This is a genomic window from Leucobacter faecis, assembly GCF_054456635.2.
Map to the genome: position 1 here is coordinate 1 of NZ_JBTJEP020000024.1, position 24160 is coordinate 24160.

Here is a 24160-nt window from a genome sequence, read left to right on the forward strand (position 1 = left end):
CAACGGCCAGTGCCTAGCCTGCCAGCCAGTCCCAGACCAGCCAACTTAATACTCACAGCGACTCCTTCGTCGCGCAGAATGACAAGAGGATGCGGAGGCCTCATGACAAGAGGATGCGGAGGTCTCGTCCTGTCATCCTGCGCGAGCTTGCGAGTCGCAGGATCCACAAGGGATCTCAGCCGCGGCGCATGATTTGGTAGCCTGCAAAGAGGGTGCGAAAGGGCGCCTGCGCGTGAAAGACCCGCAACGGGTTGCGGGGCAGCAGCGACGAGACTGAGAGATACACGTGCCGTCGGTCGAGGGCGTGCGCAATGTCGGCCGGTGTGCCGCCCTCGTCTGCGAGCACATCGAACACGCGTCGGTCAGCCCGTGAGAGCAACGCTAAAGCGCCGGGCGCGATGCGCTCGAATCGCGCCAGCAGTGCGAGGAGCCCCGCGCGGTTCGAGTCGAGATCGGCTTGTGTGCGCGCCCGCGCAAGAATCGCGTCGAACACGTGAATGCGTATGAGCTTCACGATGATCGCGACCCGATCTTGCCGGGGCGCGCCCGCAAACCAATCGAGTCCCTCAAGCTCGTCGAGAAACGCGAAGTCTTGCGCAATCGGGCGGGGGGCTGAGGTGACACGATCCGGCGCATCATCGTTGATCACATAGGCGGGGCCGCCCAGATCGTAGGCCAGATGCTTGCCGGTGTACCAGACCGTGAGCGAGTAGGTGAGGTCTTCGCCCGAGGGCAGCCCCTCGGTGAGCCGCAGGTCGCCAAAGCGGCGGCGATCGATGAGTCCGAGCGGGGCGCTGCGGTAGGCCAGGCGGTCTTTGCGGCCGTCGAGGCGGGTGGTGCGCAGGCCCAGGCGTACAGGGGGATACGGGTCGGGGCGGCCCGTGGCGAGTTGAATGCGAGCGAGCACTGCCTCTGCCCCCGTGGTGCGCTGCAGCGCGAGCCACGAATCGATCGCGCCGGGCGCGAGCTCATCGTCTGAGCCCATGACCGAGATGAACGGCGCGGTGGAGGTCGCGAAACCGTGGTTCATAGGGCCCGCAGGCGACGGAATGCCGTCGCGCAGTTCGAGCAGGCGCAGCCTCGCGTCGTGCGCGTAGTCGCCGAGGTTCGCACGGATCACCTCGGGGTCGATGTTGTGCGCTACAACGTTCACGCGCACGGCAGCGGTCGTGTGGTCGAGCACTGACGCGACCGCGCGTTTGATTGGTCGCGAAGCTGAGTGGACGGCAATTGTGAGGTCGACGAGCGGCTCGGTCATAGAGTCGATCGTATCGCGCGGCAGCCGCCCAGGCCGCACCAGGCCGCACCCAAACCGCACAGGGGTCGTACGTCAAGAACCGCCTCGGGAATGCTCGAGTACAGTGGAGGGCGGTTTTCACGGTGTGCGTGACCCTTCACCCGATTGGACTTTGGTGGCATTCAACTCTTCGGCGACGCTTGCAGCGCCCACCCAGCGGCTCGACGCTTTGACCGGGCTGCGCTGGTGGGCGGCTTTTCTCGTATTTTTGTTTCATATGCAGGAGTTCGCACCGCTGCCTGGACCTATGAACCTGCTGTTTGACCAGGGATACCTGGGGGTGACGTTCTTCTTTGTGCTCTCGGGTTTCGTGCTCACCTGGTCGATGCGGCCGCGGGTATCGGTCTCGACCTTCTACTGGCGACGCTTTGCGCGCATTTGGCCGGCGCACATGGTTGCACTGGTGTTTGCGGTGTTGGTGTTTTATACGATGGCACCGATACCAGATGGCAGCTTCTTGAGACCGTTCGACGTGGGCATTTTGCTGCTGTCTGTTGTGCTGCTGCAGGGATGGTCAGCAAACCCGGCCATTTTGTTCTCGGGTAACCCTGCGGCCTGGACGCTCACGGTCGAAGCGCTCTTCTACGCGCTACACCCCTGGGTGTCTCGCGTGCTCGTACCGCTTGCGCGGCGCGGTGCGCTCGTATTTGCTGGGGTTGCACTCGTGTGGGCCTTCGGCTACCGGCTGGGGGTCTACCTCGCGCCCGAGTCGTGGCTCGCGCTCGTGCCGATGCCCATCACGCGGGTACCCGAGTTTCTGTTGGGTATGGCGCTGGCGTGGGCAATGCGCCGTGGCTGGCGGCCACGGCTACACCCGGTGATCGGTGTGGGATCACTGGCCGTTGTGGTCGCGGGTATCGCGTTGGCCGCGGTGCGGCCGCAGTTCTCCCTGCTGGGGGTGTTTGGCAACGAACTATTTACCGTGGCAGTCGGGCTCGCAATCGTTTCGCTCACGTCGTGGTCGCTCGCAGGCCGCAGATCTCTCTTCGAAACGCGCTGGCAGGTGAAGCTCGGCGAGTGGTCGTTTGCGTTCTACCTCGTGCACGCGACCGTCATCTACTTGGCACTGCGGGTGCTGGGATTCCAAGGCGGCTCATGGCTAAACGTCGGGTGGTTTGCCGTGATTCTCGCCATCGACCTGGCTGTGGCGTGGGCGCTCTACCGCTTCATAGAGCACCCCACCGAACGCCGCATGCGCAAGTGGAAAGACTCCCGCGATGCCCGCGATGCTAGCGCGGCAGATCGATCCACTGTTCGATGAGCACGCGGGCGCTCATTGCGCCAGAGTGCACGCGCTCGACATACACTGGGCCTGCCGCCGCGATCTCGCGCGCCCGATCCGGGTCACTGACGAGGCCCGCGACGACCTCGCGGAGCGTATCGGGAGTCGCTTCAACAATCGGCAGCGATAGCCCGGTCTCGCGTTCAATGTGCGCACGCACCTGCGGCAGCACGTGCCCCACAACGACGCGACCGGCCGCCATCGCCTCGCACGCGGCGACTCCGTAGGAGCCCGCGCGAAACTGGTCGAGCACAATATCGCTCGCGGCAAAGACCCCCGGCATTTCGGCCGACGGCGTCGACATGATGAGCTCGTAGTCGATCGTGCCCGCGTCGATGAGCGGAGCGAGCGCGGGCTCGATGCGATCGCTGCCTTTTTGAATTGGGTTGCTCGACGCGTGAATCACCCGAGGGCGCGTCGCGTGTGAGAACGCTGGTGCACTCGCGGCAAAGCGCGCTGCATCGACAACCACGGGGCACCACGTCGCCCACACAACATCGGCGAGCAAGTCGGGGGTCGACACGAAGACGGGCCGCTTAAGGCGCTCCAGCAGCGCGAGGTTCTCACGCGCGTCACGCGCCAGCATCTTAGTTCGTGGGTCTTCGGGGTACGGTGACCACGGCGTGAGGGTCGCATGATTCTCCGGATCGCGAATATCTGTGCCGTGGCACAGAAAGGCGACGTGCACGCCTGCCTCGGTGAGTGCGAGCACCTCGGCCTCGAGCGAGCGGGCGAACCGCTTGCCAAACATCGATCGTTCGGCCTCGACGAGCACGTGGGTGAACGACCGTGCTGCCTCCCATTCGGCCTCGGCCCACTCGGCGGAGGCGTTGACCGAGGCGATGGGCACGAGGGTGTCTGCGGTGAACGCGAAGCCGCCGGGAAGCTCGACAGCCATGTTGCGCGCCGCGATGCGCGAGTCTGCGCGTTCGAGCGCACGCGCCCACTCGTACCCTTGGCCCGAGTAATTGGTGGGAGCGATGTAGACGCGCAGCGAGGCATCAGGCACCTGGCTGACCGGCGCGCTCCCGCCGCCCAAAAGCCGGGCGCTCAGCTGCCCGATCACGCCGTCGGGGTTGCGGGCAGCCTGCTCCATGACCCGGCCTACCCACCGAGGCATCTTGGAGCGGTGCTTCATGGCCCAGTTCACGAGACCCGAAGTGAACTTGCTCATGCGTCGCCCCCAACTTCTTCGATCACGGTTTCTTCGATCACGGTTTCTTCGATCACAGTCGCCACGCGCTGCGCGACGGCCTGCATGGAGTGGTGCGCGCCAGCCCAGTGGGCAAGCTCCCGCCGTGCTGTTGGATCGTGCGCACGGTCGGCGGCCTGCCGCATCGCGGACGCAATGGCACCGGGGGTGTATTCGACCGCGGTGCCGAGCGTTGACGCGACCGCAGAACCTGTGGGTGCCTCGTCTATGGCGCGCCGAATGAAGGGCCCGGTGGGGCCGGGGCCCGCAAAGATCACGGGGCAGCCGGTGGCCAGCGAGGAATAAATCTTTGACGTGAACGCGTACTCATAGCCGCCGCCGGGGCGCAGCGTGGCGAGGCTCGCCACGGCGCTCGCGAGCTGTGGGCGAAGCTCTTCAGCCGTGACCGGGTCAGCAAACTCGACGGTGCCCTGAACACCCAATTCGCGCGCGCGTACGCGCATCTCGTCTTGGCCCGTACCGTTACCGATAAACCGCAGCCGGTAGCCGGGGTGGGTGCTGGTGAACTCGGCAAACGCGTCGATGAGCACCTGTGCGCCGTGAAGACCCGTGTAAGTGCCGGCATACAAGAACAGCTTCTGTGGCGGCTGTTCTTCATACCGAAACACCTCGGTGTCGGCACCAAACCCGGTCACGGTCATCGGGACGGTGACCCCGAGTGCACGCACCCGGTCAACGACCCCCTGGGAAATGGTGACGAGCTGCGCAGCGCCCCGCATCGCGAAGCGTTCGAGCGCACGCAACACCTTCACCACGAGGCCCGAACTCGTCGCGTGCCCGGCCGCGTCAGACCAAATGTCGGCAGCGTCATAGACATAGGGAATACGGCGCAGCGCGCAGACGACTCGCACCACAGCGCCCGTCGTCGGTGGCGGCTCGACAAACACGACGCCCGGGCGGCGAGTGAAGAGCAGCCGAAACGCGAGCGGAACATCAAAACTCATGTACTGCACGTAGCCGCGTACATAGCCGCTCGCGTCACGCAGCACAGGGAATGTGCGAATGCGCTCACCGCGAGACCCCTCGCCCTGACCGGGGAGAGGCGAAGCCGTGAGCACCTCAACTTCGTGCCCGGCCTCGCGCAGCGCATCGGCGACACCGCCCAAAAACAGCGAAGCGGCAGCGGGTTCTGGCCGGTAGATTCTCGTCGCAATGATGACGCGCATTAGAGCTCCAAGAAGTTCTGCATGAGCACGTTGCGCGAGAAGTCACCGTTGTGCAGGCGCCGCACGAACTCGGGGCCCTGCGCTGCAATCTCGCGATAGTGCTCGCGCCTGGCAGCGATGTCGCGAATCATGTGCTCCAGATTGTCGGGATTCGTCTCGGGAATAGGGAGCGGCATGCCCGCGTGCCGCTCCACCTCAGACCGCACCTGGTCACTGACATGGGTGAGAACGATGCGGCCCGCGGCCATCGTCTCGCACGCCGCAACACCGTAATCGCCGGCGCGAAACTGATCGAGCACGATGTCGGCGTCAGCAAAGACCGCGGGCATCTGATCGTTCGGGATCCCGCTCAGCTCGACGTATTCGATGAGCCCCTCATCGTGCAGTTTGCGCGCAATCGGCTGGATCATCGTGGTGCCCTTGGGCACAGGGTTCGTGGGGGCATGCACGACCTTCAGCCTGTCGCGCACGAGCAGTGGTTCAGAGTTCTCCCACTTCGCCGGGTCAATGATGACGCCGAGAAAATGAGACTCGGGCAGGTCAAGCAGCAGCCCCGCCGTCGACACGAAGGTGGGCAGCTGCACGGCTTCGATGAGTGCCAGATTCTCGGACACCACCTTCTCAAGCACCTCAGGTTCAGTCCACTCATCGTCCTTGAAGAACGACCACTCTTCGAGCTCAGCGTGGCGTGACGGCAGCCGAACATCGTTGCCGTGCCCCACGATCGCGACCTTCAGCCCCGCCTGCTGCATCAGCGCGATCTGCTTATACATGTCGCCCGAGAAGAGACCACCGATGACTGGAAAACAGGCCTCAATGAGCACGTGCGTGTACTGCGTGCTGAGGGCGTGCACCATCTCTTTCTGCCACGCCCTAGAGTGCTCTGCCGTGCGCCACGACACCGTAAAGTCAGCGTCGTACTGCAAAATGTTGTTGGCCTCGTGCACATAGTTTCGTGCCGACACCCGGCCCGTCTCTTCAGCCGCCCGCGACCAACGGTAGCCCTGCCCGGCATAGTTCACCGGCCCGACGAGAAGACGAATGGGCTTGGCCATGTCGGGGGCGGGCACAGGGGGAGGCACGACACCGCGAGCGCGATCGATGCTCGACGCGATCGCATCCTGTGCGACCTTGGGCATGAGCTTCCAGAGCCGTTCAGCTGACGAGTGCATCGGAGCTGGCCTTTCGTTCAGGGACTTCAATCCAGTGTTCGATGAGTGCCCGTGCCGCGCGCCGGCCGTCGTGCACGTCGCGCACAAACTCCGTTCCGCGAACACGATCTGGCACCAGCGTGGGGCGAGCGGCAAGCTCACGCAGCCGGGCCTCAAGTGTGGCCGGCATCGCCTCGATGATGGGCAGTTCAAGACCCGAAGCCTCACGCACCGTGGAGCGCACCTGGTCAGAAACCTGCCCAATCACGAGGCACCCCGCCGCGAGCGCCTCACACGCCGCCACCCCATAGGAGCCCGCGCGAAACTGATCGAGCAACACGTCTGCCTGCGCAAACCGCGCGGGCATCTCCTGGCTCGGTACCCCCTGGATCAGGTCAAATTCGATCACGCCCTCGTCACGCAGCTTCTCAAGCGTCGGCATGATGTCGGCCGTACCCTTGTAGGCTGCAACCGACGGCGCATGAGCGACACGAAGCGGCGCTCCCTGCGCGCGCTCGCTTCTTTGAGCCGCAGCCCATCGATCCGGATCAATAGCCACCGGACACCAGACCGCGCCTGGAAGATCGATCAACAAATCAGGCGTCGATACGAAGCTGGGACGCCCGCTCGCTGTCACGAGCGCGATATTGCGTGTCGCCAGCTGCTCAGCGCGCGGAAGGTAGACCGAGGGATCCGCGTAGTAGGAGTATGGGTTCGCCGCGATGTGGCGCGAGGGCAGCCGCACATCGGTGCCGTGGCCGAGGAACGCGACATTCACGCCGCGCGCCATGAGCGCCTCGGCCTGCGCTGCCACGGAGCGTCCCATGAGCCGCCCGAACGGGGGCTCCTCGGCCTCGATGAGCACGTGTGTGGCGCTCGCCGCCGCCTCAAACTGACGCTGCTGCCAGTCACGGTCATTGTGGTAGGTGCCCACGGGTACGAGCAGGTCGGCGTTGAACGAGAACCCGCCGGGCACCTCCATCGCCATGTTGCGGGCCGACGCCGTCGGAAGAGCCGCCTCAATGGCCCGGGCCCAGATGATGCCCTGCCCAGAATAGTTGACCGGGGCGATGAGCACCCGCACCGGTTGCTCAGCAAAGTGGGTCGCAGGGATGCTACCCCGAGGAGCGGGCTTGCCCAGCCGGCGAGCGGCGATTCGCCCCAGCGGGCTCATGGGGGCATCAGCAAGCCGGTCAATCAGCGCGTTAATCCACTTCGGCAGACTATTACGATTCACGGTGCCCAGGGTGCGTCTTGACCGTCTCATTCATACGGGCAATTCTAGCCCGGCCCATCGGCCAGATTCTGGCTGTTCGACTACACCAGAGAATAAGATGGTGCACGCTGTGTGTTTTTAGGCCGACGAGTGTTCGGCCCCTATTTGAATGGTGCACGTGATGACTCAGCCAGCCGCCCCAGAGCACGACTACTCACTGCGTTCTTATTCAGAGACGCTGCACGCGTATCTTGACGCCGGCTATCAGATCACGAGCTTCGAGGGCTACTTGCAAGCTCCCGCTGCTAAGCACATGGTGTTGCGCCACGACATCGACAATTCGATCGAGCAGGCCATGCGCGTCGCGCAGGTCGACGCTGCGGCGGGGTGCTCATCGACCTTCTTTCTGCGCGTGCACGCGAAGGGATACAACCTGTTGAGCCTGAGCTCACTGCGTATCATCGCTGAGATGGAGCAGCTAGGCCATGAGGTGCAACTGCACCTCGAGGGCGGGTTGTGTGACTGGCTCGGAGGCGACCACCTCGAGTGGGCCGACCGGCAGCGCGCCGTGTTTGAGGCGGCGGTGGGGCGGCCGCTTGGCGGGTTCAGCTCGCATGAGCCTGCGCGCATGGGCGGCGTCGAGTTTGCGAACTCGCTGCTCGAACACTGGAGTGATTCAGTCGCGTACCACGCCTACGAAGAACGATTCATGATGCCCAACATGAAGTACCTCAGCGATTCAAGCGGCCGCTGGCGCGAGGGCCACTTTGGGCTGTGGGTGGGCAAAGAGCCGCTCATGCAAGTGCTCACGCACCCGTTTTGGTGGTTCGAGCGCGTCCCAGCTGAGAACTACTAGGACTTATTGTCTCCGAGACGCTTCGCCGGGTTGCCCACACGCACTTCGTTGACGGGCACCGATTTGACCGCCACGGCTCCAATGCCGAGCAGTGAGTCGCGGCCAAGGGTGAGGCCCTGAAGTACTGAGGCGTTGGGGCCGACCCAAACCTCGTCTTCGATGATGACACTGCCCGAAATCTCAGCGCACGCGGTGATGATGACGTTCTCGCCGATCTGGCAGTTGTGAGCGACGTGCACATGATCGTCAATTTTGGTGTAATCGCCAATGACCGTCGGGGCGAGGGTGCCCGAGCACACGGTCGTGAAGTTACCGACCTCGGTGTATTTGCCCAGTCGCACGGACCCAATGTGTGGAATGTGGAAGTTGTTGCCGTCGGCGTCTTTCTCGATGCCAAACCCTTCTTCGCCCACCACAGCTTGGCTCTTGACCAGCGCGTGTTCGCCAACCACCACATTGCGACCGATCACGACGTGGTCGCGCACCTCTGCGTGGGCGTCAATCACCGCCCCCTCGCGCACTACCGTGTACTCGCCAACGTGTGCGGTCTCGTGCACGCGGGCGGTCGGATGCACGCGAGCAGTGGCGGCAATGCCGGTCGGAGCCTTGGGGGCAAAGTGCTGCGCGATAGCCTGCCCAAAGGCGGCACGGGGGTTCTCGACAAGAATGAGTGCCCCACTCCGTGCAGGCTCGGCAGTTGTGCCGAGCGGGGCGAATATTACTGCGCCAGCGTCGAGTGCGCGCGAGAATGCGTCGGCGTTCTGCACTGTGTCGCCGACGAACGTCAGCGTGTTCTGGGTCGCATCACCGAGCGGCGCGGGCACCGAAATTGTGCGGTCGAGCCCAATCAGTGCCGAGTTGTTATCTGACGCGAGGGTTTGCGCAGTGATAGCAATCATGCTGACCACTGTACTGCGGGTGTTGCTCTGATTCCTAGTGTCGAAGCTCGTAGACTAGGGGAGTTCGTCTCGAAGCCTCGAGAGCGAACCACCGCACGCGCTGGAGGAGACATCAATGGCAAACCCGAACGTCGTACTTTTTGGTGCCGGGACGATGGGGCGCAACCACGCGCGCATCATTTCAGCTTCGTCGCGCGCAAACCTTGTGGGCATTGTCGACCCGTTTGAGCAGAACGGCCGCGCAGCAACCGAGCAGTTTGGTGGCGAATGGTTTCCGGCGGCAGAAGAGGCACTGAAGAAGGCCGACGCGGTGGTTGTGGCGGCTTCGACCGAGTACCACTACGACATCGCACGCGAGATTCTCGACGCTGGCCTGCCGGTGCTCATCGAGAAGCCGATTTGCCCGTCGCTCGAGCAGACCGAAGAGATTCTCGGCACAGCCGAGAAGAGCGGCGTGCCTGTACAGTGCGGTTTCTTGGAGCGGTACAACGCGGGCGTTGTCGCGGCGAAGCAGCTCATCGAAGAGCCTGTCTACGTGCGGGCTGAACGCCACTCGCCCTACTGGTCTCGCATCAAGACTGGCGTCTCGTGGGACATGCTCGTGCACGACGCAGACCTGATCTCAAACCTGTACGGCGCGCAGACGCCCGAGAGCGTGAGCGCCCAGCTCGGGTTCTTCCACCCCGAGTCAATGCCGGGCGCAGAAGACGTGATCGATATGACACTGCGCTTTCCTGGCGGCGGTATCGCCTCGGCGTCGGCGAGCCGCATCGGCCAGCGCAAGGTGCGCCGCATGACCGTGCAATCACTCACCTCGATGGTTGAGATCGACCTACTCTTGCGCAGCGTCACCAAGTACAAGCACTCGAACATTGAGGCTACCGTGGGCGGCGCTGGCTTCCGTCAGATGACCGAGATGGAGGTGCCCGAGGTGTCTGGCCCTGAACCGCTCGCGGCCCAGTTTGACCACTTTGTTGATCTCGTGGCGGGCAAGGTCGATATGGACGAAGAGCGCCGCAGCATTCTGCCCGCGCACCGGATCATTGCTGCGGCGCTCGCCCGCTAACGGCTCACAAACACGAGCGGCTCGGCGGGTGCCGCCTCGGTGCCTTCGACCGTGAAGGTGCCGTCGGCACCCGCGTGAAACAGGTACTCAGTGTCGTAACTGAGCACAAACTTTGCTGGCCCGCCCTCGCAGACATTCACCGTGCCGTCTGCCTCGGGGCCTATGACGAGGTTCGCGGGGCCAGACAGCAGCACCGGAGGTTTGGGCTCGGTGCTGTTGTCTTCGAGAACGGGCACGTTGCGTACGCCGAGCATCCATGTACCCGTGAACTCGCTGCATCCGACGGTGCCGCGCCAGTTGCCGTCGGGCGTGAATTCGACAGTGGCGACCTCGTCGCCCCGGTTGGTCCACGTGCCGACGAGGGTGAAGGCGTCGGTGCTAGCGCGTTCGAGTGTCATAGACTCGCCCTGTTCGTCTGCCAGCGTGAGCTGGCCCTGGTCGTTGAACGCAGCGTGAGTGGCACTCCACACCATGGACGGGATCGCGACGTTATCGCACCCTATCTGGGTCATAGCGCCACCGTCGCCACCATCGAACTCGCCGTTCGGTTCGACGCTCCAGGAGCCTTCGGCGCTGTTACAACCGTCTGAGGCGCGCCACATGCCGTGCTCGTCAAACTCGACGAATGCGTCTTGGTTGGCGGGCAGCGGTGCCTTCCACCGGCCGATCATGGCGGTGTCGAGCTCGTCGATCATGGCGACTTCGTCGGTGGGTTCGTTCTGCCCCGATGAGGATCCGGCTGGGATGCCGTGCAGCAGCGGGGCCGAGATGGCCGAAGCCGCGAAGACCCCTCCGAATGCGAGAACGCCCGCGAGTAAGACTCCCGCGACATGTTTCATGTTTGACATTGTGACCTCCGGTGTTCGTGATGAACGATGAGTGACGGCGCCGGGCTACCCGCGACGGTCGAGGTAGCTTGAGTCTACGACGTGTTGACCGGGTTGACAGCGGGCTTCAACACTGCGAACAACTAAGCTAGTGCACATGGATCTTCTTGTAGTCGGATCAGGTTTCTTTGGACTGACCATTGCCGAGCGTGCCGCCGCCGCAGGCAAAAAGGTGGTCGTCATTGACCGTCGCCCGCACATTGGCGGTAACGCCTACTCTCACGCGGACCCCGAGACCGGTATTGAGGTGCACACGTACGGTGCGCACCTGTTTCACACGTCAAACGAGACCGTGTGGGAGTATGTGAACCGCTTCACTTCGTTTACCGGTTACCAGCACAAGGTGTACTCGAACTTTAAAGGCGAGGTGTACCCGCTGCCCATCAACCTGGGCACGATCAACCAGTTCTTCCGTGCGGCGTATGGCCCTGACGAAGCTCGTGCCCTGATCGCGAAGCAGGCTGAAGAGTTCGACACGAAGGAGGCGAAGAACCTCGAGGAGAAAGGGATCTCGCTCATCGGTCGTCCCCTCTACGAAGCGTTCATTCGTGACTACACGTCGAAACAGTGGCAGACCCCCACCACTGAGCTACCAGCCGAGGTGATCTCTCGCCTGCCCGTGCGCTACAACTACGACAACCGCTACTTCAGTGATAAATACGAGGGCCTTCCCACCGACGGCTACACTGCGTGGCTCGAGAAGATGGCCGACCACGAGAACATCGAGGTACGGCTGAACACCGACTTCTTCGATGAGTCACAGCCGCTCAACAAGAAGGACGTTGTGGGTAAGGTTCCCGTCGTGTACACGGGGCCGGTGGACCGATACTTCGACTTTGCCGAGGGCGAGCTCGGGTGGCGCACGCTCGACTTTGAACAAGAGGTGCTGCCGACAGGCGACTTCCAGGGCACCAGCGTCATGAACTATGCGGGTGCAGACGTGCCATACACGCGCATTCACGAGTTTCGTCACTTTCACCCTGAGCGTGACTACCCGAGTGACAAGACCGTCATTATGCGCGAGTTTTCGCGTTTCGCGACGCGTGACGACGAGCCGTACTACCCGGTGAACACGCCTGAGGATCGCGAGCGACTGCTCAAGTACCGAGCACTCACCGAGGGCGAGAACGGGGTCTACTTTGGTGGCCGACTCGGCACCTACCAGTACCTTGACATGCACATGGCAATTGGCTCGGCCCTTTCGATGTACAACAACAAGCTCGAGGGCGCGATTTAGCGCAACTCAGCGGTTCGGTAGCGCCAGCGGCCGTGACTACGTATTTCCACCTTGGTGTGTACGTAGTCTCGGCCGCTTGGCGTTTTTTCCTAGGTAATACGCAGCCCAGCTTCAAAAATCTTCACCTTCTTTTTAAACTATGGGGTCGAATGTTCACACCCATGTCGGAGGTCGTAGCCGTTGCGTTCAATTTCAAAATCACTAGCCGGAGGTGTGCTGGCGGCGATGCTGGTGTTGAGCGCCTCGCCGGCGCAAGCCTTCGGCCCAGGGCCGCTATCGTCTGAGGCTGAGCAGGCGCCACAGGAGAACCCCGGCACTGAGACACCCGCGCTCACCGAAGACGAGAACGTCGAAGAAGGCTTGTCTGACACTGAAGACGGGGCGCAAGATACGCCTGAGTCTGACGAGGCGGGCGCACTCGAAGAAGCCGAGGCTGAACTGGCGCCCGACACCGAGGTGCCGGATGCAGCTGACGCGACCGCTGACGAGGCAGCGAAAACGGTGACCGCGGTTCCTGACACAATCGCTCTCACCGGCCGACTAGTAGTGCTTCCGGTTGAGCCCACCCTTGATGGTGCAGCCCCAGCAGCAGAGACAGTTTCAGAAGACGTGGCGCGTGTGCTTCTTGCAACGGATAGCGGCGCGTACATTCCCGTTGATACAACGGCACTCGAAGGCGCGGTTGCGGGCGAAGCTCACTTCGCAGGCACCGGCGTACTGCCTGAAGCTGCACGGGTTGCGGTTGCTGCGCAACTTGAAGCTGAAGGGGCCTTGAGTGAAGAACAAGTGCTCGAAACCGTCAACGAAACTGTTCTCGAGGCCGAGGAAAAGCTCGAGGTTTCAGGCACAGTAGAACCTCCGGTAGATGCGTTCTCGGGCAGCCCGATGGGGTCGGCACCGGCCAAGAAAACGCACACAGCCGACGTCGTTTTCTTTGGCGGTGGACGAAAGTTCAACGAAACCATGATCACGAAACTCATGACACAGGCTGGCACTTACTGGAAGTCACAAAGCAACGGTGCGATTACTGGTCTGAACGTAAAGAAATACAAGGGCCTTACGCCTAAGTACTCAACCTGCTATCAGGATGGTCTCTGGGACCAAGCTGCGAAGAGCTTCGGTGCGAATCAGAACACCTATACAAATGGACATCACCTGATTGTGGTCGTTGACTCGTCGTACGGTTGCGGCGCGGCTGGCTTGGCGGGTATCGGCGGGAGCATTCACTCGGGCGGTGAGATATGGGTGGACATTCGCGGGTGGAGCAACGCATCTGACCCGGTCAACCAGAGCACCGTGAATAAGTCGCTTGGTACCCTCGCACACGAAATGGGTCACAATATGAGCCTGGGCCACTCGCAGTCTCGCGTGTGCACCGGGCGCACCGTTGATGCCCGTACGACTTGGAAGAATGACGACCAGAATCCGGGAGTATTGCGCGTACTCAAGCCTTCGGGAACCGCGTGTAAAGACGTCGAGTATGGCAACGCCTGGGACTTGATGGGCTGGACGCGTGGCACAGGCGCCAAACCGATTGCACTCGGATTAGCACAGCGCAGCGCCCTCGGTGTGAACCCCTCAGGTAGCGTGCGGACCGTACAAGCCAGCGGCGGCCGGTCACAAAGTTTTACGCTGAACCCCATGGGCAATAACTCAGGGCTGCGCGGGCTAAAAATCGTGAATCCTCAAGGGGAGTCCTTCTACGTCGAATACCGTACCAACGTGGGGCAGGACTCAGCTGGGCCCAACGCTACGGTTACCTACCAGTATGACGAGACTACGGCTGTCACCAATGGCGTAGTGCTTTCGAAGAGCTACCCATCCGCACGAATCCTATGGACCGATGGTGTCTGGCGCCCCTACGCGGCGAAGCGAAGCACAGCAGTGACGAACTACCGAACTACGGGTGGTTACGCAAACATGAAACACCTCACGATGGTGAAGGGTGGGGTTTCAACGCCTATCTCAAGTATCGCAAAGGTGCGCGTAACGAACATCGCCGGGGGCAAAGCCACCGTGCGTGTCGAGTTCACGCCGTTTGTTGATGTGTCCTACGACCGCAAGTTTGCCAAAGAGATCAACTGGATGAGCTCGTCGAACCTCTCGACAGGTTCTAATGCTGGCGGTGGCACCCGCAAGTACCTGCCGAGAGACAAGGTGACGCGCGAAGCTATGGCCGCATTCCTCTACCGGCTGAACACTCCGGCGGGTAAGACTGCACCCGCCGGGTACAAGATCCCTAAGGTCTCTCCGTTCGCCGACATTAAGCCCGGCGATAAGTTCTACAAAGAGATTGCTTGGATGTACACCTCCAAGCTCTCCACCGGCACTAAGCAGGCTTCGGGCAAGCCGAAGTACCTGCCCAAGCAGGGTGTAACGCGTGAGGCCATGTCGGCGTTCTTGTTCCGCATGGACACCAAGACGAAGCCGGCCACGCTTAAGACCTCGCCCTTTGCTGACATGACTCCCAAGTCTAAGTTCTACAAGGAGATCTCTTGGATGTACCGTACTGGCCTCTCGACCGGTACGAAGCAGCCCAGCGGCAAACCGAAGTACCTCCCCAAGAGCACGGTGACGCGCGAAGCGATGGCCGCATTCATATACCGCTACAAGCACTAACACTGCATCACTAGCGCGACCTGAAAAGGCGCCCCTCCGACCAGGAGGGGCGCCTTTTCGCTTACACTTGCCCGAACAGCCTTTAACCGCAAGGGAGCGTGACGGCAGTGCGATCACTCATGAAACCGTTAATAGGGGCTGCGCTCGCAGCGTTGCTCGTGTTGAGCGCGGCGCCCGCCCAAGCCTTCGAACCGGAACAGTACGGCACCCCGCAGCCCCCGGCTGACTCCGACACCGCTCACTCCGACACCGCGCACACCGAAGAGATCGAGCCGCGCGAAGACGAAGCCGAGAGCTCTACGCCGCAGCCTGATGAGACATCTGCCGATGCCCCAGCATCCGCAGATCCGCGCGGTCCTGATCCGGATGACGATGAAACACCTGCGCCCGATCCCGCTGCTGATCCGGCCGAGAACGCTATCACGAGCGTCCCCGCGACGATCGAGGTGAGTGGGCGACTGCTCCTGTTACCCAATGAGCCCCGGGTGGGCGAGCCAGGTGACGCGGTAGCGCAGAGTGACGACTTGATCGCCGGAGTGCTGCTCGCAATATCTGACGGTGCATTTCTGCCCGTCGATACGTCTGCGCTTGATGCCGCGCTCGCGCCTGGGGCCGAGTTTGTAGGCGTCGCCACACTCCCAGCATCGGCCGCCGCGGCCGTCGCTAGCGAGCTCGCCGAAGAGGGCTCGTTGAGCGAGGCAGACCTGATGGAGACAGTGACCGAGGCGGTACTCGAGACGCAAGAGAAACTGCCCATCAGCGGTTCTGTCGTGCTGCCCACTGAGGCGACGCGTGAGACACCGGTGGGGGCAGCGCCTGCGCCACGGGCACACACCGCTGATGTGGCCTACATCGGTGGGAATCGTACCTTCGGTGAAGCAACGCTCAAGAGCCTAGTCTCGCAGACCGGCACCTATTGGAACACTCAAAGTGACGGCGCCGTCACTCAGCTGAAAGTGCAGAAGTACGTGACCCAAGCGCTTCTGCCAACCCAGGATGCCTGCGACACAACAAGCCGGTGGAACCAGGCCCTCGAACTACTGAAAACTGGTGGAAACACCTACACCAACGGCCATCACCTGATCGTTTTTGTCGACTCGCCTAACGGGTGCGGGGGTCTCGCGGGCCTCGCCGACATCGGTACCGATATGAACTTTGGCGGCCTGATCTGGGTTGATATACGCGCGGGGGCCCACTCTTCTGAGGCAGCGACGCAGCCTACCCTCAACAAATCGCTCAACACCCTCGCACACGAGTTCGGTCACAACCTCAGCCTGGGGCACTCGCAGTCCAGGGTGTGCACGGGCCTCGCGACCGATGCCCCCACGCGATGGGCAGATGACGAGCAAAACATCGGACTGTTGCGGGTGCTTAAACCCAGCGGTACGACCTGTCGCGATGCCGAATACGGAAACACCTGGGACCTGATGGGCGTAGGCTACGGCGGCAGTAAGCCCACTTCGGTCGGTGTTGCCCAGCGTGCAGCGCTCGGCGTAAACCCTGCGGGCAGCGTGCGCACCGTGCAGGCGAAGAACGGTCGCGTGCAAAACTTCGCACTGAATGCACTCGGCTCAAACGCGGGTCTGCGGGGGCTAAAAATCGACAATCCGCTCGGTGAATCGTTTTACCTTGAATATCGCGACAGCGTGGGGCAAGACTCTGCCGGGCTGGCCAATGCGAGCTCTAGGCCCTCCTATGACGGGGTGACGACCGTGACCGCGGGGGTCGTGCTCTCAAAGAGTTACCCGTCGGGGCAGGTGATATGGAGCGACGGGGTGTGGCGGCCCTACGCGGTCAAGCGGGCAACGGCCGTCACGAACTATCGCACCTCGGGTACCCTCCCAAGCCGCAAACACCTCACGATGGTGAAGAACGGGGTGTCAACGCCGGTGTCGAGTGTCGCGCGCGTAAAAGTGGCCGACATTAGCGGCGGCACCGCGAAAGTGAGCGTCGAGTTCACTCCGTTTATTGATGTGACCTACGACCACAAGTTCGGTACTGAAATTAACTGGATGGGCGACAGCGGGCTGTCCACCGGCAACAAGGCGGGCAGCGGCCTGTTCACCTACCTGCCCGGGGACAACGTCACACGCGAAGCGATGGCGGCTTTCTTGTACCGCATGAAGGCGCCCGCGAACTACAAGGCGCCCACCAAGTCGCCGTTCGTCGATATGAAGCCGGGGGACAAGTTTTACAAAGAGATCACGTGGATGCACAGTGCCAATATTTCGACGGGCACGAAGACGCCGCGGGGCACCGTGTATGAACCCAAAGCGGGGGTAACGCGGGAGGCGATGGCGGCGTTCCTATACCGCATGGACGACACGAGCAAACCTGCTGCCCCTCAGGTGTCACCGTTTCAAGACATGACGCCGACCAGCAAGTTCTATCGTGAGATCGCCTGGATGTATACGGCGGGGGTGTCGACAGGAACGAAGCAACCGGTGGGTAAGCCGAAGTACCTGCCCAAGGATACGGTGACGAGGGAGGCGATGGCGGCGTTCATCTACCGCGTGAATCATTAGCGGCGCATCAGGGGCGGGCGCACCGTCACCCGCTACATTGCTGGCGAGGCTGCAAGCCTCGCCAGCTTGCGGCGTGAACGCCACCCAAACGGCGTTGGCTCGTAGCTCCACGCGAGAATCGATAGCGCTACGGCACCAGCAAACAGTCCCAGGTCACGCAGCGCAAGGTCGAGAAACTGGCCGCTCGTGGCGAGGTTAATGGTGATTGTGAGCAGCCAAGCCGCGACCACCGGCCCACCAAATTGCGGAAAGAAGGCGACGATGAGGCCCGCCACCATCTCATGCATGCCAAAAATGAGCATGAGCGTGTGAGCGTCTACCGGAATCATTGCGAGCGCCCAAGGCGCCACGTACGACGGCCAGTCGGCGCCCAAAAAATGCAGGTACTTGTCGAGCCCAAACAATAGCGGCGCGACCGTGAAGACCACGCGTAGAAACAGGTACAGCAGATAATTCCGGTCTTCAAGCAGACGGCGTCCATGACCAGTCACGAGTTTCCCCCAAGGCGCGACAAACAACAACTACCAAAATACTAGGTGGCATAAGGCTCAGAGCCCGTCACACCCGCAGCCCGCTGTTAGCGGCCGTCGAACGTCTGCTTCCACTCTTCAACCGAGGTGATCTCGGGTAGCGCCGCGCGATACTCCGCGGCGAGCCTGTCCCAGTTCTTCTCGATGCGTCGGCTGAGTTCGCGAGACTCTCGCAGTAGCCGTCGAAACTTGGCTCGGTCGTGGCGGTACCACATCTTGCCGCTGCCGTCGGCTGAGCCCACGAGCACACTTGAGTGGTGAGGAATCTGCCACCAGCTCGCGTCGCGTTTGGCGTACTCGAGCTCGGGGGTCTCGCCCACGCTACTCTTGCGACGCCAGTGTTTGGGCACCATGCGCAGGGTAAATACGGCCAGGTCGATTCCCTTGGGTGACACTGCATCGCTGACGAGCGGCAGCGCCCGGCCACCCGCCGCGACAGGAGTGTCGGTGTCGTGCGGCTTGTAGACGTGAGTTTCAGAGAACTCGGCGGCCTTCGCGCGTGCGGCTGGCATGTCAGTCGGCATCGTCTTGTGCAGTTCGCGGGGCCCACGCAGTACTGCCCGCATCCCGTCGACGGTGAGCTGGGCCGCGTAGTACTGCATGTTGAGCAGCTTCTTAATGGTTTGCCGGTGCGTGTCTTGCAAGAGCCTGCCGCCGCCGGGCTGCTCTGAATGTAAGAGCCCTGCTACGATGCGGTTGCGATTGTGAAAGAACGCCTGCCAGTCTTGTGAATCGTCTTTGTCAAGCCATGACACGTGCCACAGCGCCACACCGGGCATCGACACGGTACGGTAACCCGCGGCGCGGGCACGCAGGCCGTACTCGGCGTCGTCCCACTTAATGAAGACGGGCAGCGAAAGGCCAATCTCGGCGATGATCTGCTTGGGGATCATGCACATCCACCAGCCGTTGTAGTCGGCGTCGAGGCGGGCATGCATCCACTTGGTCTGGCGCAGGTTCTGTGCGCGAAAATCGTGGCGGTGGTGCTCTTCGAAGGACGGCCCCCACATGAAGATGCCATCGCGCACCACCTCGGCCCACGCGTGTACGACCGGCTTATCGAGCAGGTCAAACATGTGGCCCCCCACGATCACGGGCTCACTGTTGAAACGGCCAAACTGCAGAGCGCGCAGCGCGCTCTCGGTCTCAAACTCGACATCGTCATCGAGCAGCATCAAGAAGTCAGAGTCATCGCGTTCAAGCGTCTCAGCCATCGAGCGTGAGAAGCCGCCCGATCCGCCTAGGTTACCCTGCTCGATGAGCTGTAACTTTTCACCGAGGCGAGCCGCGACCTCGTCGAAGCCGGCCTGATCGCGCACCTTCTGGGTGCCCTGATCGACCAAGAAGATGCGGTCGATGCCGTCGAGAAGCGCGGGGTCTGCCGCCACGTTCTCGAGCGTGGTCACGCAGTAGTCGGGCTTGTTGTACGTCGTCATACCAAGGCTGAGTTTGCCCGTCTGCACGGGAGAAGCGTCGGTCTCCCACGCGCCCGATTCGAGCACAAGGTCAGCGTCGCTCGCGACGAGGTCGAACCAGTACCAGCCGCCATCGCTGAACATGGTGAGCGGCAGCTCGAACACGCTCGACGTGGCGCCCGTGACCTCGCGCGAATCGACGCGCTGCTGCACCCCGCTCGCGTTCGAGCGATACACGATCACGGTGCCGGGGCCCTCGGTGCGCAGGGTGAGGCGCACGCTGTCGACGACGGTCCAGCGCTGCCAGTACGCCGCCGGAAACGCGTTGAAGTAGCTCGCGAACGAGACTCGCTTGCCCGCCCGCACGCGCGCGCTCGAACGTGAGAGCACGTTGTCGATGTGAGCGTTCTGCGTCAGCCGCACCTGCTTGCCGTCAACCTTCGACCACACTTCGGCGTCCGCATACAGCGGCAGCACATCGGGATCCTTAGCGACAGGAAATACGACATTTTGCAGGGTGCTCGGCATGTAGCGCGCGCCTCTCTAGCGACTGGCAGGTTTCTAACGCTGCAATCCTACTCACGCTGTGTGAGTGCGGCCTGATCCGGATCGATGCCCAGCGGCCTAAGCGGCCCGCGGCCGTCTGAATGTTCATACAATGAAACACGTGTCTCATGGTGGACGTCTAGAAAACTCAAGGATTTTACATGAACGTTGTTGAAGTTGCCGGGGCTGTTGCTCAAAGCCTCTTGGTCGAAATCGTGTCCACCGCGGTCGCGATTCCGCTGATCACATATTTTCTGCTGAAGTTCATTGAGAGTTCAAAAGCTGCTCGCATGTGGAGCGTATCTAGCCGAGTGCGCCAGATTTTCCGGGGGCGCACGTTTCCAACGATCGTAATGTCGACGAGTAGCGTGCACGAACTCTCGAACGGGTACAAGCGGCCACAGACTGGTATTGGGCAGGTGCGCGCCCTCGCGCTGTTCGCTGGTTCTTTGTCGCTTGCGTATCGCGAGAACATTGACGAGAACCGCGTCATGTTCTCGCAAGGTTGCCGGGTGACGCAGAGCGAGATGTCTGAAGACTTGATCGTGATCGGCGGCCCGAAAACGAACAGTATTGGCCGCGAGCTGCTTGACCTGCTCTCGGACCAACTCCCTGAGGGGTTCTCGTTCGCGCCGATCGAACTGGAGGGTGCGCCAGAACCGACGTACGGGATCCGGTACAAGGGCGAGACTTTGCAGCCAGCGAATGACGATGAGGTCGTGGGAATAGTGCTGCGTATTGCGAACCCGAGAGCCGAAGACCGTTTGCTCACGTACGTCGCGGGTCTCGGCACCTACGGCACTGAGGCGGCTGCGCGGGCGCTGGTCGAGTGCCGTGAACTACACCGAGCCGTACCGTTTACGCGTGCGTGGTGGAGGTGGCGAAAGGACGGCAAACCTCGTGGCTACATAGCTGTTGTGCGTGCGGGACTTACCGGACACTGGGGTGACGCGAGCCCACGCGGAGCGACGAACCCTCGGATCGATGCGATCACGCCTATTCCAAATCGGGCAAGGTGACACCGCAGCCAAGCCGCCGTGCGCTACGCGATGTCGAGGCGGTCACCCGCGCGCCACACAGCGACCGTGAGCTCGGGGTGTTCGTGCGCGATCTCGCGCAGTATCTCGAATTCGACACTGTCGGCGTTGCGGGCGTGCTCGGCGGCGTCGGGCCCGCCCGCCCGGGCGGCCAGCCGCGCGAGCGCGTACTCGGCCAGCTGCCCGCGATCTTCGAGCCGCTCGTCACGCAGCGCGAGCACGACGAGTTCGTCGACCCCGGGTACTTCCTCAGAAGCCGTCGCCGGGTCTTGACCTGCGCGCACCCGCGACTCCATCGCGGTCTCGCGTTCGAGCCGGGCGTCGGCGCGCAGCCGCTGCAGTCGCTCGCTCGAATTAGTCATGCTGTTACCTCTTGATGTTGATTATGCCGGTGTCGCGCGGAATGGGCACCCGGCGCCAGGGTAGCTTGGTGGGCTCCGCGTCTTGTGAGGGGAGCTGAAAATCGTAGCGCGACTTCACTGCGAGCAGCACGAGCAGCACCCAGTTACCCTCGATGAGAAGTCGGCTCTCGGTGAGTGACTGCACAACGAGTGCGATCATCACCAGAAACGGCCACAGTGCGCTTGTCGCGTAGGGCAGCGCCGGGCCAAAGCCTACGCGGGGCGGGTCGACGGCGCGAAACCAGACGCGCCAAACGGTGAGCACCACGAGGGGCAAAAACACGAGCACGCCAATGATGCCCAGTTGCAGCCACACGTCGAGCCACGCGTTGTGCGCGCTCATCACCTGCAGGCCAGCCTTCTTATCGAGGGACTTGAACGGCTCCACCCACGGCGCCCAGTAGCTCACCCAGCCCCAACCAAACCAGGTGCGCTGCTCGGCGAGCTCGATCACCTTGTTCCAGGTTTCGACGCGGCCCGTGAGGTCGCCGCTCTTACCCAGCAGGCCAAACACGAAGTCACGGGCGAACAGCGAGGCCGCGGCCGCGGCGGCGATCAGCGTGACGCCGGTGATGTAGAGGGGGGCGCGCTTTTCGGGTCGCATGCGCCGCGCCCAGAGCGCGAGGCCGAGCCCAGCAGCAACCGCGAGCATTGCGACCCACACGGTTGCCCCGCGCGTCAGCAGTACGGTGGCGAACGCGACGCCCAGCCACACCCACCCGAAGAAGGGCCGCACGAGCCCGGCGCGCAGCTGCACACCAAACACGATGACGCCGAGCAACGCGATAAACCCGAGGAGTACCGAGCTGGCGACGAGCCCCTGAATCGGGCCGCCCGCAAACAGCAGGTCGCGACTCCAGAAGAGCAGCTTGGGGGTCTTACCCTCGGGGGCTTCCATCCACAGCGGCAACAGTGGCTCGCGCACAAACCACGAGACAAACAGCTCAAATGCGAGCGACAGCCCCAGCAGATAGCGCAGGGCGGTGCCGAGGGTGCGCAACACCTCGTGCCACGTCAGCACGAACGCGAGCACGACCGCGAGAATGGTCGTGGCGATCTGCGCGACGACACCGAGCACGGACTCGAGACGATACTGCGACCACAAGATCGACAGCGCCGCGAGCCCTAAGAACCAGTACAGCGGCGAGGGCAGTCGGTACCACCGAAACCGCGCCGGCTTCTCACGCACAAAGACGACCACACCAATGACCGTGAGCGCGGCTGCGAGCACCAGAAAAGCGGGCCAGCCGAGCAGGTTGCGCACGCCGTTACTGCCGAGCGTGAAAATGAAGACGCAGATCGCATACGCGCTTACGCCAAGTCGGGTCTTGCTCTGGGCCATAATCGGTATGGTAGAGCATGCCTCGCACTCAGCCGTGATGCTGGCGGCGTTCATGCGCCCCACAGCACGTCAACGCGGCCGAGGCGTAGATACTTAAGGAGTAGCGTGCTGATCTTCATCGAGAACACCCCGCGCGCGTACGCCTGGGGCTCGACCGACGCACTGCCCGAGATGCTCGGCACCGCCCCCACCGGGCAGCCGCAGGCCGAGCTCTGGCTCGGCACCCACCCGGGCAGCCCAGCTCACATCGCCAAAGCGACGCCCGCCCCGCACACCGTCATCGACCTCGTCGAGACCGACCCCGAACGCTACGGCGTCGACGGCGGCCCGCTCCCATTTCTGCTGAAAGTGCTTGCGATCGGGGCGCCGCTGTCACTGCAGGTGCATCCCAATCGCGCGCAGGCGGCGGCGGGTTTCGCGGCCGAAGAGGCCGCGGGCGTGCCGCGCGACGCCCGCGAACGCAACTATGGTGACGCGAACCACAAGCCTGAGCTGCTCGTCGCGCTCAGCGAGGTGAGCGCGCTGTCGGGCTTCAGGCCGCTCGCCCACGCACGCGATGACCTCGCGCGCTACGTGCGTGCGGCCGGTGAGATTCCGGATCCGGCCGCAGCTGCCGCGCTGCACGCCGTGGCGGGGCAGCTGTGCCCGGGGGCAGAGCCCGCGAGCGATGCCGAAGTGCGGCGTGCGTTTCTTGCGTGGGTGTTTAGCGGTGACGCCGTAATAGCGCGTGCGCTCGCCGGGCTTGAAGCGCTCGCCGCCGCCACCGAGCCGGGGCAGCCTGGCGTCTCGCTCGCAGGCGACCGTGATCTGGCGATGCGCGCGCTCGTCGCCGCGCACCCGGGGGACCCTGGCGTGCTCGTGTCGCTGCTGCTGCACCACGTACGGTTGCAGCCGGGGGAGTCGATCTACCTGGGAGCGAGGCAACTGCACGCTTATCTCGGGGGCATTGGGGTCGAGGTGATGGCGGCGTCAGACAACGTGTTGCGGGCGGGCCTCACCGAGAAACACGTAGACATTGCTGAGCTTACGCGCGTGCTCGACACCGAAGAACTGGCCGAGCCCAGATTTACGCCCGTGCGGGTGCAGCCGGGGCTTGATGCGTGGCGCCCCGAGATCGATGACTTTGAGCTGCTGCGTGCGACGCTGTGCGAACCCGAGGACGATTCCGAGGTGCACGAGTGCCATGCGGGAGCCGCGAAGCGCGTGCTCATCGACGTGCCCGCGCCCGCAGTGTTGGTAGTGACACGGGGGCGGGTGCGCATCGAGCGGGTGGAGGCTGCGCCGATCGCCGAGGTCGCGGCTGCGCGCCGGGGGCAGTCCCTGTATGTCTCGGCGGGTGAGCCGATTGAGCTGACCGGGCACGGCGAAGTATTTCTGGCGACGGTGGGTGGCGGTGGCGCTGGCGGTGGCGGTGGCGTTGTTGGCGCTGGTGCCGGTGCTGGCGCCGTGCCGCAGACGTCGCGGGTAAGCTGATC

The 24160-nt window shown here is 62.9% G+C and carries 19 protein-coding genes; 8 read left to right on the forward strand and 11 right to left on the reverse strand.

Annotation, left to right across the window (positions count from 1 at the left end):
• Window positions 1–175: 175 nt before the first annotated feature.
• The gene (locus ACXR2T_RS14410) at window positions 176–1258 is read right to left on the reverse strand and encodes a glycosyltransferase (RefSeq protein WP_458840192.1); all 1083 of its coding nucleotides are present in this window, start codon (window positions 1256–1258) and stop codon (window positions 176–178) included.
• A gap of 154 nt (window positions 1259–1412) precedes the next feature.
• Between ACXR2T_RS14410 and ACXR2T_RS14415 the strand changes: the two genes are divergently transcribed.
• Window positions 1413–2558, forward strand: a complete 1146-nt coding sequence (locus ACXR2T_RS14415) for an acyltransferase family protein (protein WP_458840194.1) — start codon at window positions 1413–1415, stop codon at window positions 2556–2558.
• Here ACXR2T_RS14415 and ACXR2T_RS14420 read toward each other — a convergent pair.
• Genes ACXR2T_RS14420 through ACXR2T_RS14435 form a run of 4 tightly spaced genes read right to left on the reverse strand, consistent with a single transcriptional unit; the run spans window position 2527 to window position 7346 of the window.
• Window positions 2527–3753, reverse strand: a complete 1227-nt coding sequence (locus tag ACXR2T_RS14420; RefSeq protein ID WP_458840195.1) for a glycosyltransferase family protein — start codon at window positions 3751–3753, stop codon at window positions 2527–2529. The two genes, ACXR2T_RS14415 and ACXR2T_RS14420, sit on opposite strands and share 32 nt — an antisense overlap.
• Window positions 3750–4958 (reverse strand): glycosyltransferase, encoded by a 1209-nt coding sequence (locus ACXR2T_RS14425; RefSeq protein ID WP_458840197.1) that lies wholly within the window; start codon window positions 4956–4958, stop codon window positions 3750–3752. Before ACXR2T_RS14425 ends, ACXR2T_RS14420 begins: the two co-directional genes overlap by 4 nt.
• Entirely contained in the window at window positions 4958–6130 is a 1173-nt protein-coding gene (locus ACXR2T_RS14430; RefSeq protein ID WP_458840198.1) for a glycosyltransferase, read from the reverse strand. The genes ACXR2T_RS14425 and ACXR2T_RS14430 overlap by 1 nt, the downstream gene beginning before the upstream one ends.
• Window positions 6114–7346 carry a glycosyltransferase family protein gene (locus tag ACXR2T_RS14435; RefSeq protein WP_458840200.1) on the reverse strand — a complete coding sequence of 411 codons (1233 nt, stop codon included), beginning with the start codon at window positions 7344–7346 and terminating at the stop codon, window positions 6114–6116. The genes ACXR2T_RS14430 and ACXR2T_RS14435 overlap by 17 nt, the downstream gene beginning before the upstream one ends.
• Before the next feature lie 160 nt (window positions 7347–7506).
• Between ACXR2T_RS14435 and ACXR2T_RS14440 the strand changes: the two genes are divergently transcribed.
• Window positions 7507–8181: a GCN5 family acetyltransferase gene (locus ACXR2T_RS14440; protein ID WP_458840202.1), complete on the forward strand. Its 675-nt coding sequence runs from the start codon at window positions 7507–7509 to the stop codon at window positions 8179–8181.
• Here the strand turns inward: ACXR2T_RS14440 and ACXR2T_RS14445 are convergent.
• Window positions 8178–9080 carry an LpxD N-terminal domain-containing protein gene (locus tag ACXR2T_RS14445; RefSeq protein WP_458811807.1) on the reverse strand — a complete coding sequence of 301 codons (903 nt, stop codon included), beginning with the start codon at window positions 9078–9080 and terminating at the stop codon, window positions 8178–8180. The two genes, ACXR2T_RS14440 and ACXR2T_RS14445, sit on opposite strands and share 4 nt — an antisense overlap.
• A 115-nt stretch (window positions 9081–9195) precedes the next feature.
• Here ACXR2T_RS14445 and ACXR2T_RS14450 point away from each other — a divergent pair, with 115 nt between their 5' ends.
• Window positions 9196–10146, forward strand: a complete 951-nt coding sequence (locus tag ACXR2T_RS14450; protein WP_458840204.1) for a Gfo/Idh/MocA family protein — start codon at window positions 9196–9198, stop codon at window positions 10144–10146.
• Here ACXR2T_RS14450 and ACXR2T_RS14455 read toward each other — a convergent pair.
• Window positions 10143–10985, reverse strand: a complete 843-nt coding sequence (locus ACXR2T_RS14455; protein ID WP_458840206.1) for an META domain-containing protein — start codon at window positions 10983–10985, stop codon at window positions 10143–10145. The genes ACXR2T_RS14450 and ACXR2T_RS14455 overlap by 4 nt on opposite strands.
• A 145-nt stretch (window positions 10986–11130) precedes the next feature.
• On the opposite strand from ACXR2T_RS14455, the gene glf reads away from it, so the two are divergent.
• The 3 genes from glf (at window position 11131) to ACXR2T_RS14470 (ending at window position 17414) form a co-directional block, all read left to right on the forward strand.
• Window positions 11131–12270 carry a UDP-galactopyranose mutase gene (gene glf, locus ACXR2T_RS14460; protein ID WP_458840208.1) on the forward strand — a complete coding sequence of 380 codons (1140 nt, stop codon included), beginning with the start codon at window positions 11131–11133 and terminating at the stop codon, window positions 12268–12270.
• A 225-nt stretch (window positions 12271–12495) separates the two neighbouring features.
• Window positions 12496–14889 (forward strand): S-layer homology domain-containing protein, encoded by a 2394-nt coding sequence (locus ACXR2T_RS14465; RefSeq protein ID WP_458840210.1) that lies wholly within the window; start codon window positions 12496–12498, stop codon window positions 14887–14889.
• A 119-nt stretch (window positions 14890–15008) separates the two neighbouring features.
• Window positions 15009–17414, forward strand: coding sequence for an S-layer homology domain-containing protein (locus ACXR2T_RS14470; RefSeq protein WP_458840212.1), 2406 nt, complete (start codon window positions 15009–15011; stop codon window positions 17412–17414).
• A gap of 32 nt (window positions 17415–17446) precedes the next feature.
• Here the strand turns inward: ACXR2T_RS14470 and ACXR2T_RS14475 are convergent, their stop codons facing one another.
• Window positions 17447–17905, reverse strand: coding sequence for a hypothetical protein (locus ACXR2T_RS14475; protein WP_458840213.1), 459 nt, complete (start codon window positions 17903–17905; stop codon window positions 17447–17449).
• Between the two features lie 86 nt (window positions 17906–17991).
• Window positions 17992–19887 carry a glycosyltransferase gene (locus ACXR2T_RS14480; protein WP_458840214.1) on the reverse strand — a complete coding sequence of 632 codons (1896 nt, stop codon included), beginning with the start codon at window positions 19885–19887 and terminating at the stop codon, window positions 17992–17994.
• 179 nt (window positions 19888–20066) lie between these two features.
• Between ACXR2T_RS14480 and ACXR2T_RS14485 the strand changes: the two genes are divergently transcribed.
• Window positions 20067–20924 carry a hypothetical protein gene (locus tag ACXR2T_RS14485; RefSeq protein ID WP_458840215.1) on the forward strand — a complete coding sequence of 286 codons (858 nt, stop codon included), beginning with the start codon at window positions 20067–20069 and terminating at the stop codon, window positions 20922–20924.
• A 23-nt stretch (window positions 20925–20947) separates the two neighbouring features.
• On the opposite strand, the gene ACXR2T_RS14490 is transcribed toward ACXR2T_RS14485, so the two are convergent.
• Complete coding sequence (locus tag ACXR2T_RS14490) at window positions 20948–21304, reverse strand: hypothetical protein (protein ID WP_458811791.1); 357 nt, start codon at window positions 21302–21304, stop codon at window positions 20948–20950.
• A gap of 4 nt (window positions 21305–21308) precedes the next feature.
• The gene (locus ACXR2T_RS14495) at window positions 21309–22685 is read right to left on the reverse strand and encodes an O-antigen ligase family protein (RefSeq protein WP_458811789.1); all 1377 of its coding nucleotides are present in this window, start codon (window positions 22683–22685) and stop codon (window positions 21309–21311) included.
• A 105-nt stretch (window positions 22686–22790) separates the two neighbouring features.
• On the opposite strand from ACXR2T_RS14495, the gene manA reads away from it, so the two are divergent.
• Window positions 22791–24158, forward strand: a complete 1368-nt coding sequence (manA, locus tag ACXR2T_RS14500; RefSeq protein ID WP_458840217.1) for a mannose-6-phosphate isomerase, class I — start codon at window positions 22791–22793, stop codon at window positions 24156–24158.
• The last annotated feature ends 2 nt before the right edge of the window (window positions 24159–24160 follow it).

Coding starts and splice junctions, on each gene's coding strand:
- ACXR2T_RS14410 (WP_458840192.1), bottom strand. CDS start 1,258: ATGACCGAGCCGCTCGTCGACCTCACAATTGCCGTCCACTCAGCTTCG.
- ACXR2T_RS14420 (WP_458840195.1), bottom strand. CDS start 3,753: ATGAGCAAGTTCACTTCGGGTCTCGTGAACTGGGCCATGAAGCACCGC.
- ACXR2T_RS14425 (WP_458840197.1), bottom strand. CDS start 4,958: ATGCGCGTCATCATTGCGACGAGAATCTACCGGCCAGAACCCGCTGCC.
- ACXR2T_RS14430 (WP_458840198.1), bottom strand. CDS start 6,130: ATGCACTCGTCAGCTGAACGGCTCTGGAAGCTCATGCCCAAGGTCGCA.
- ACXR2T_RS14440 (WP_458840202.1), top strand. CDS start 7,507: ATGACTCAGCCAGCCGCCCCAGAGCACGACTACTCACTGCGTTCTTAT.
- ACXR2T_RS14445 (WP_458811807.1), bottom strand. CDS start 9,080: ATGATTGCTATCACTGCGCAAACCCTCGCGTCAGATAACAACTCGGCA.
- ACXR2T_RS14450 (WP_458840204.1), top strand. CDS start 9,196: ATGGCAAACCCGAACGTCGTACTTTTTGGTGCCGGGACGATGGGGCGC.
- ACXR2T_RS14455 (WP_458840206.1), bottom strand. CDS start 10,985: ATGAAACATGTCGCGGGAGTCTTACTCGCGGGCGTTCTCGCATTCGGA.
- glf (WP_458840208.1), top strand. CDS start 11,131: ATGGATCTTCTTGTAGTCGGATCAGGTTTCTTTGGACTGACCATTGCC.
- ACXR2T_RS14465 (WP_458840210.1), top strand. CDS start 12,496: ATGCTGGTGTTGAGCGCCTCGCCGGCGCAAGCCTTCGGCCCAGGGCCG.
- ACXR2T_RS14470 (WP_458840212.1), top strand. CDS start 15,009: ATGAAACCGTTAATAGGGGCTGCGCTCGCAGCGTTGCTCGTGTTGAGC.
- ACXR2T_RS14480 (WP_458840214.1), bottom strand. CDS start 19,887: ATGCCGAGCACCCTGCAAAATGTCGTATTTCCTGTCGCTAAGGATCCC.
- ACXR2T_RS14485 (WP_458840215.1), top strand. CDS start 20,067: ATGAACGTTGTTGAAGTTGCCGGGGCTGTTGCTCAAAGCCTCTTGGTC.
- ACXR2T_RS14490 (WP_458811791.1), bottom strand. CDS start 21,304: ATGACTAATTCGAGCGAGCGACTGCAGCGGCTGCGCGCCGACGCCCGG.
- ACXR2T_RS14495 (WP_458811789.1), bottom strand. CDS start 22,685: ATGGCCCAGAGCAAGACCCGACTTGGCGTAAGCGCGTATGCGATCTGC.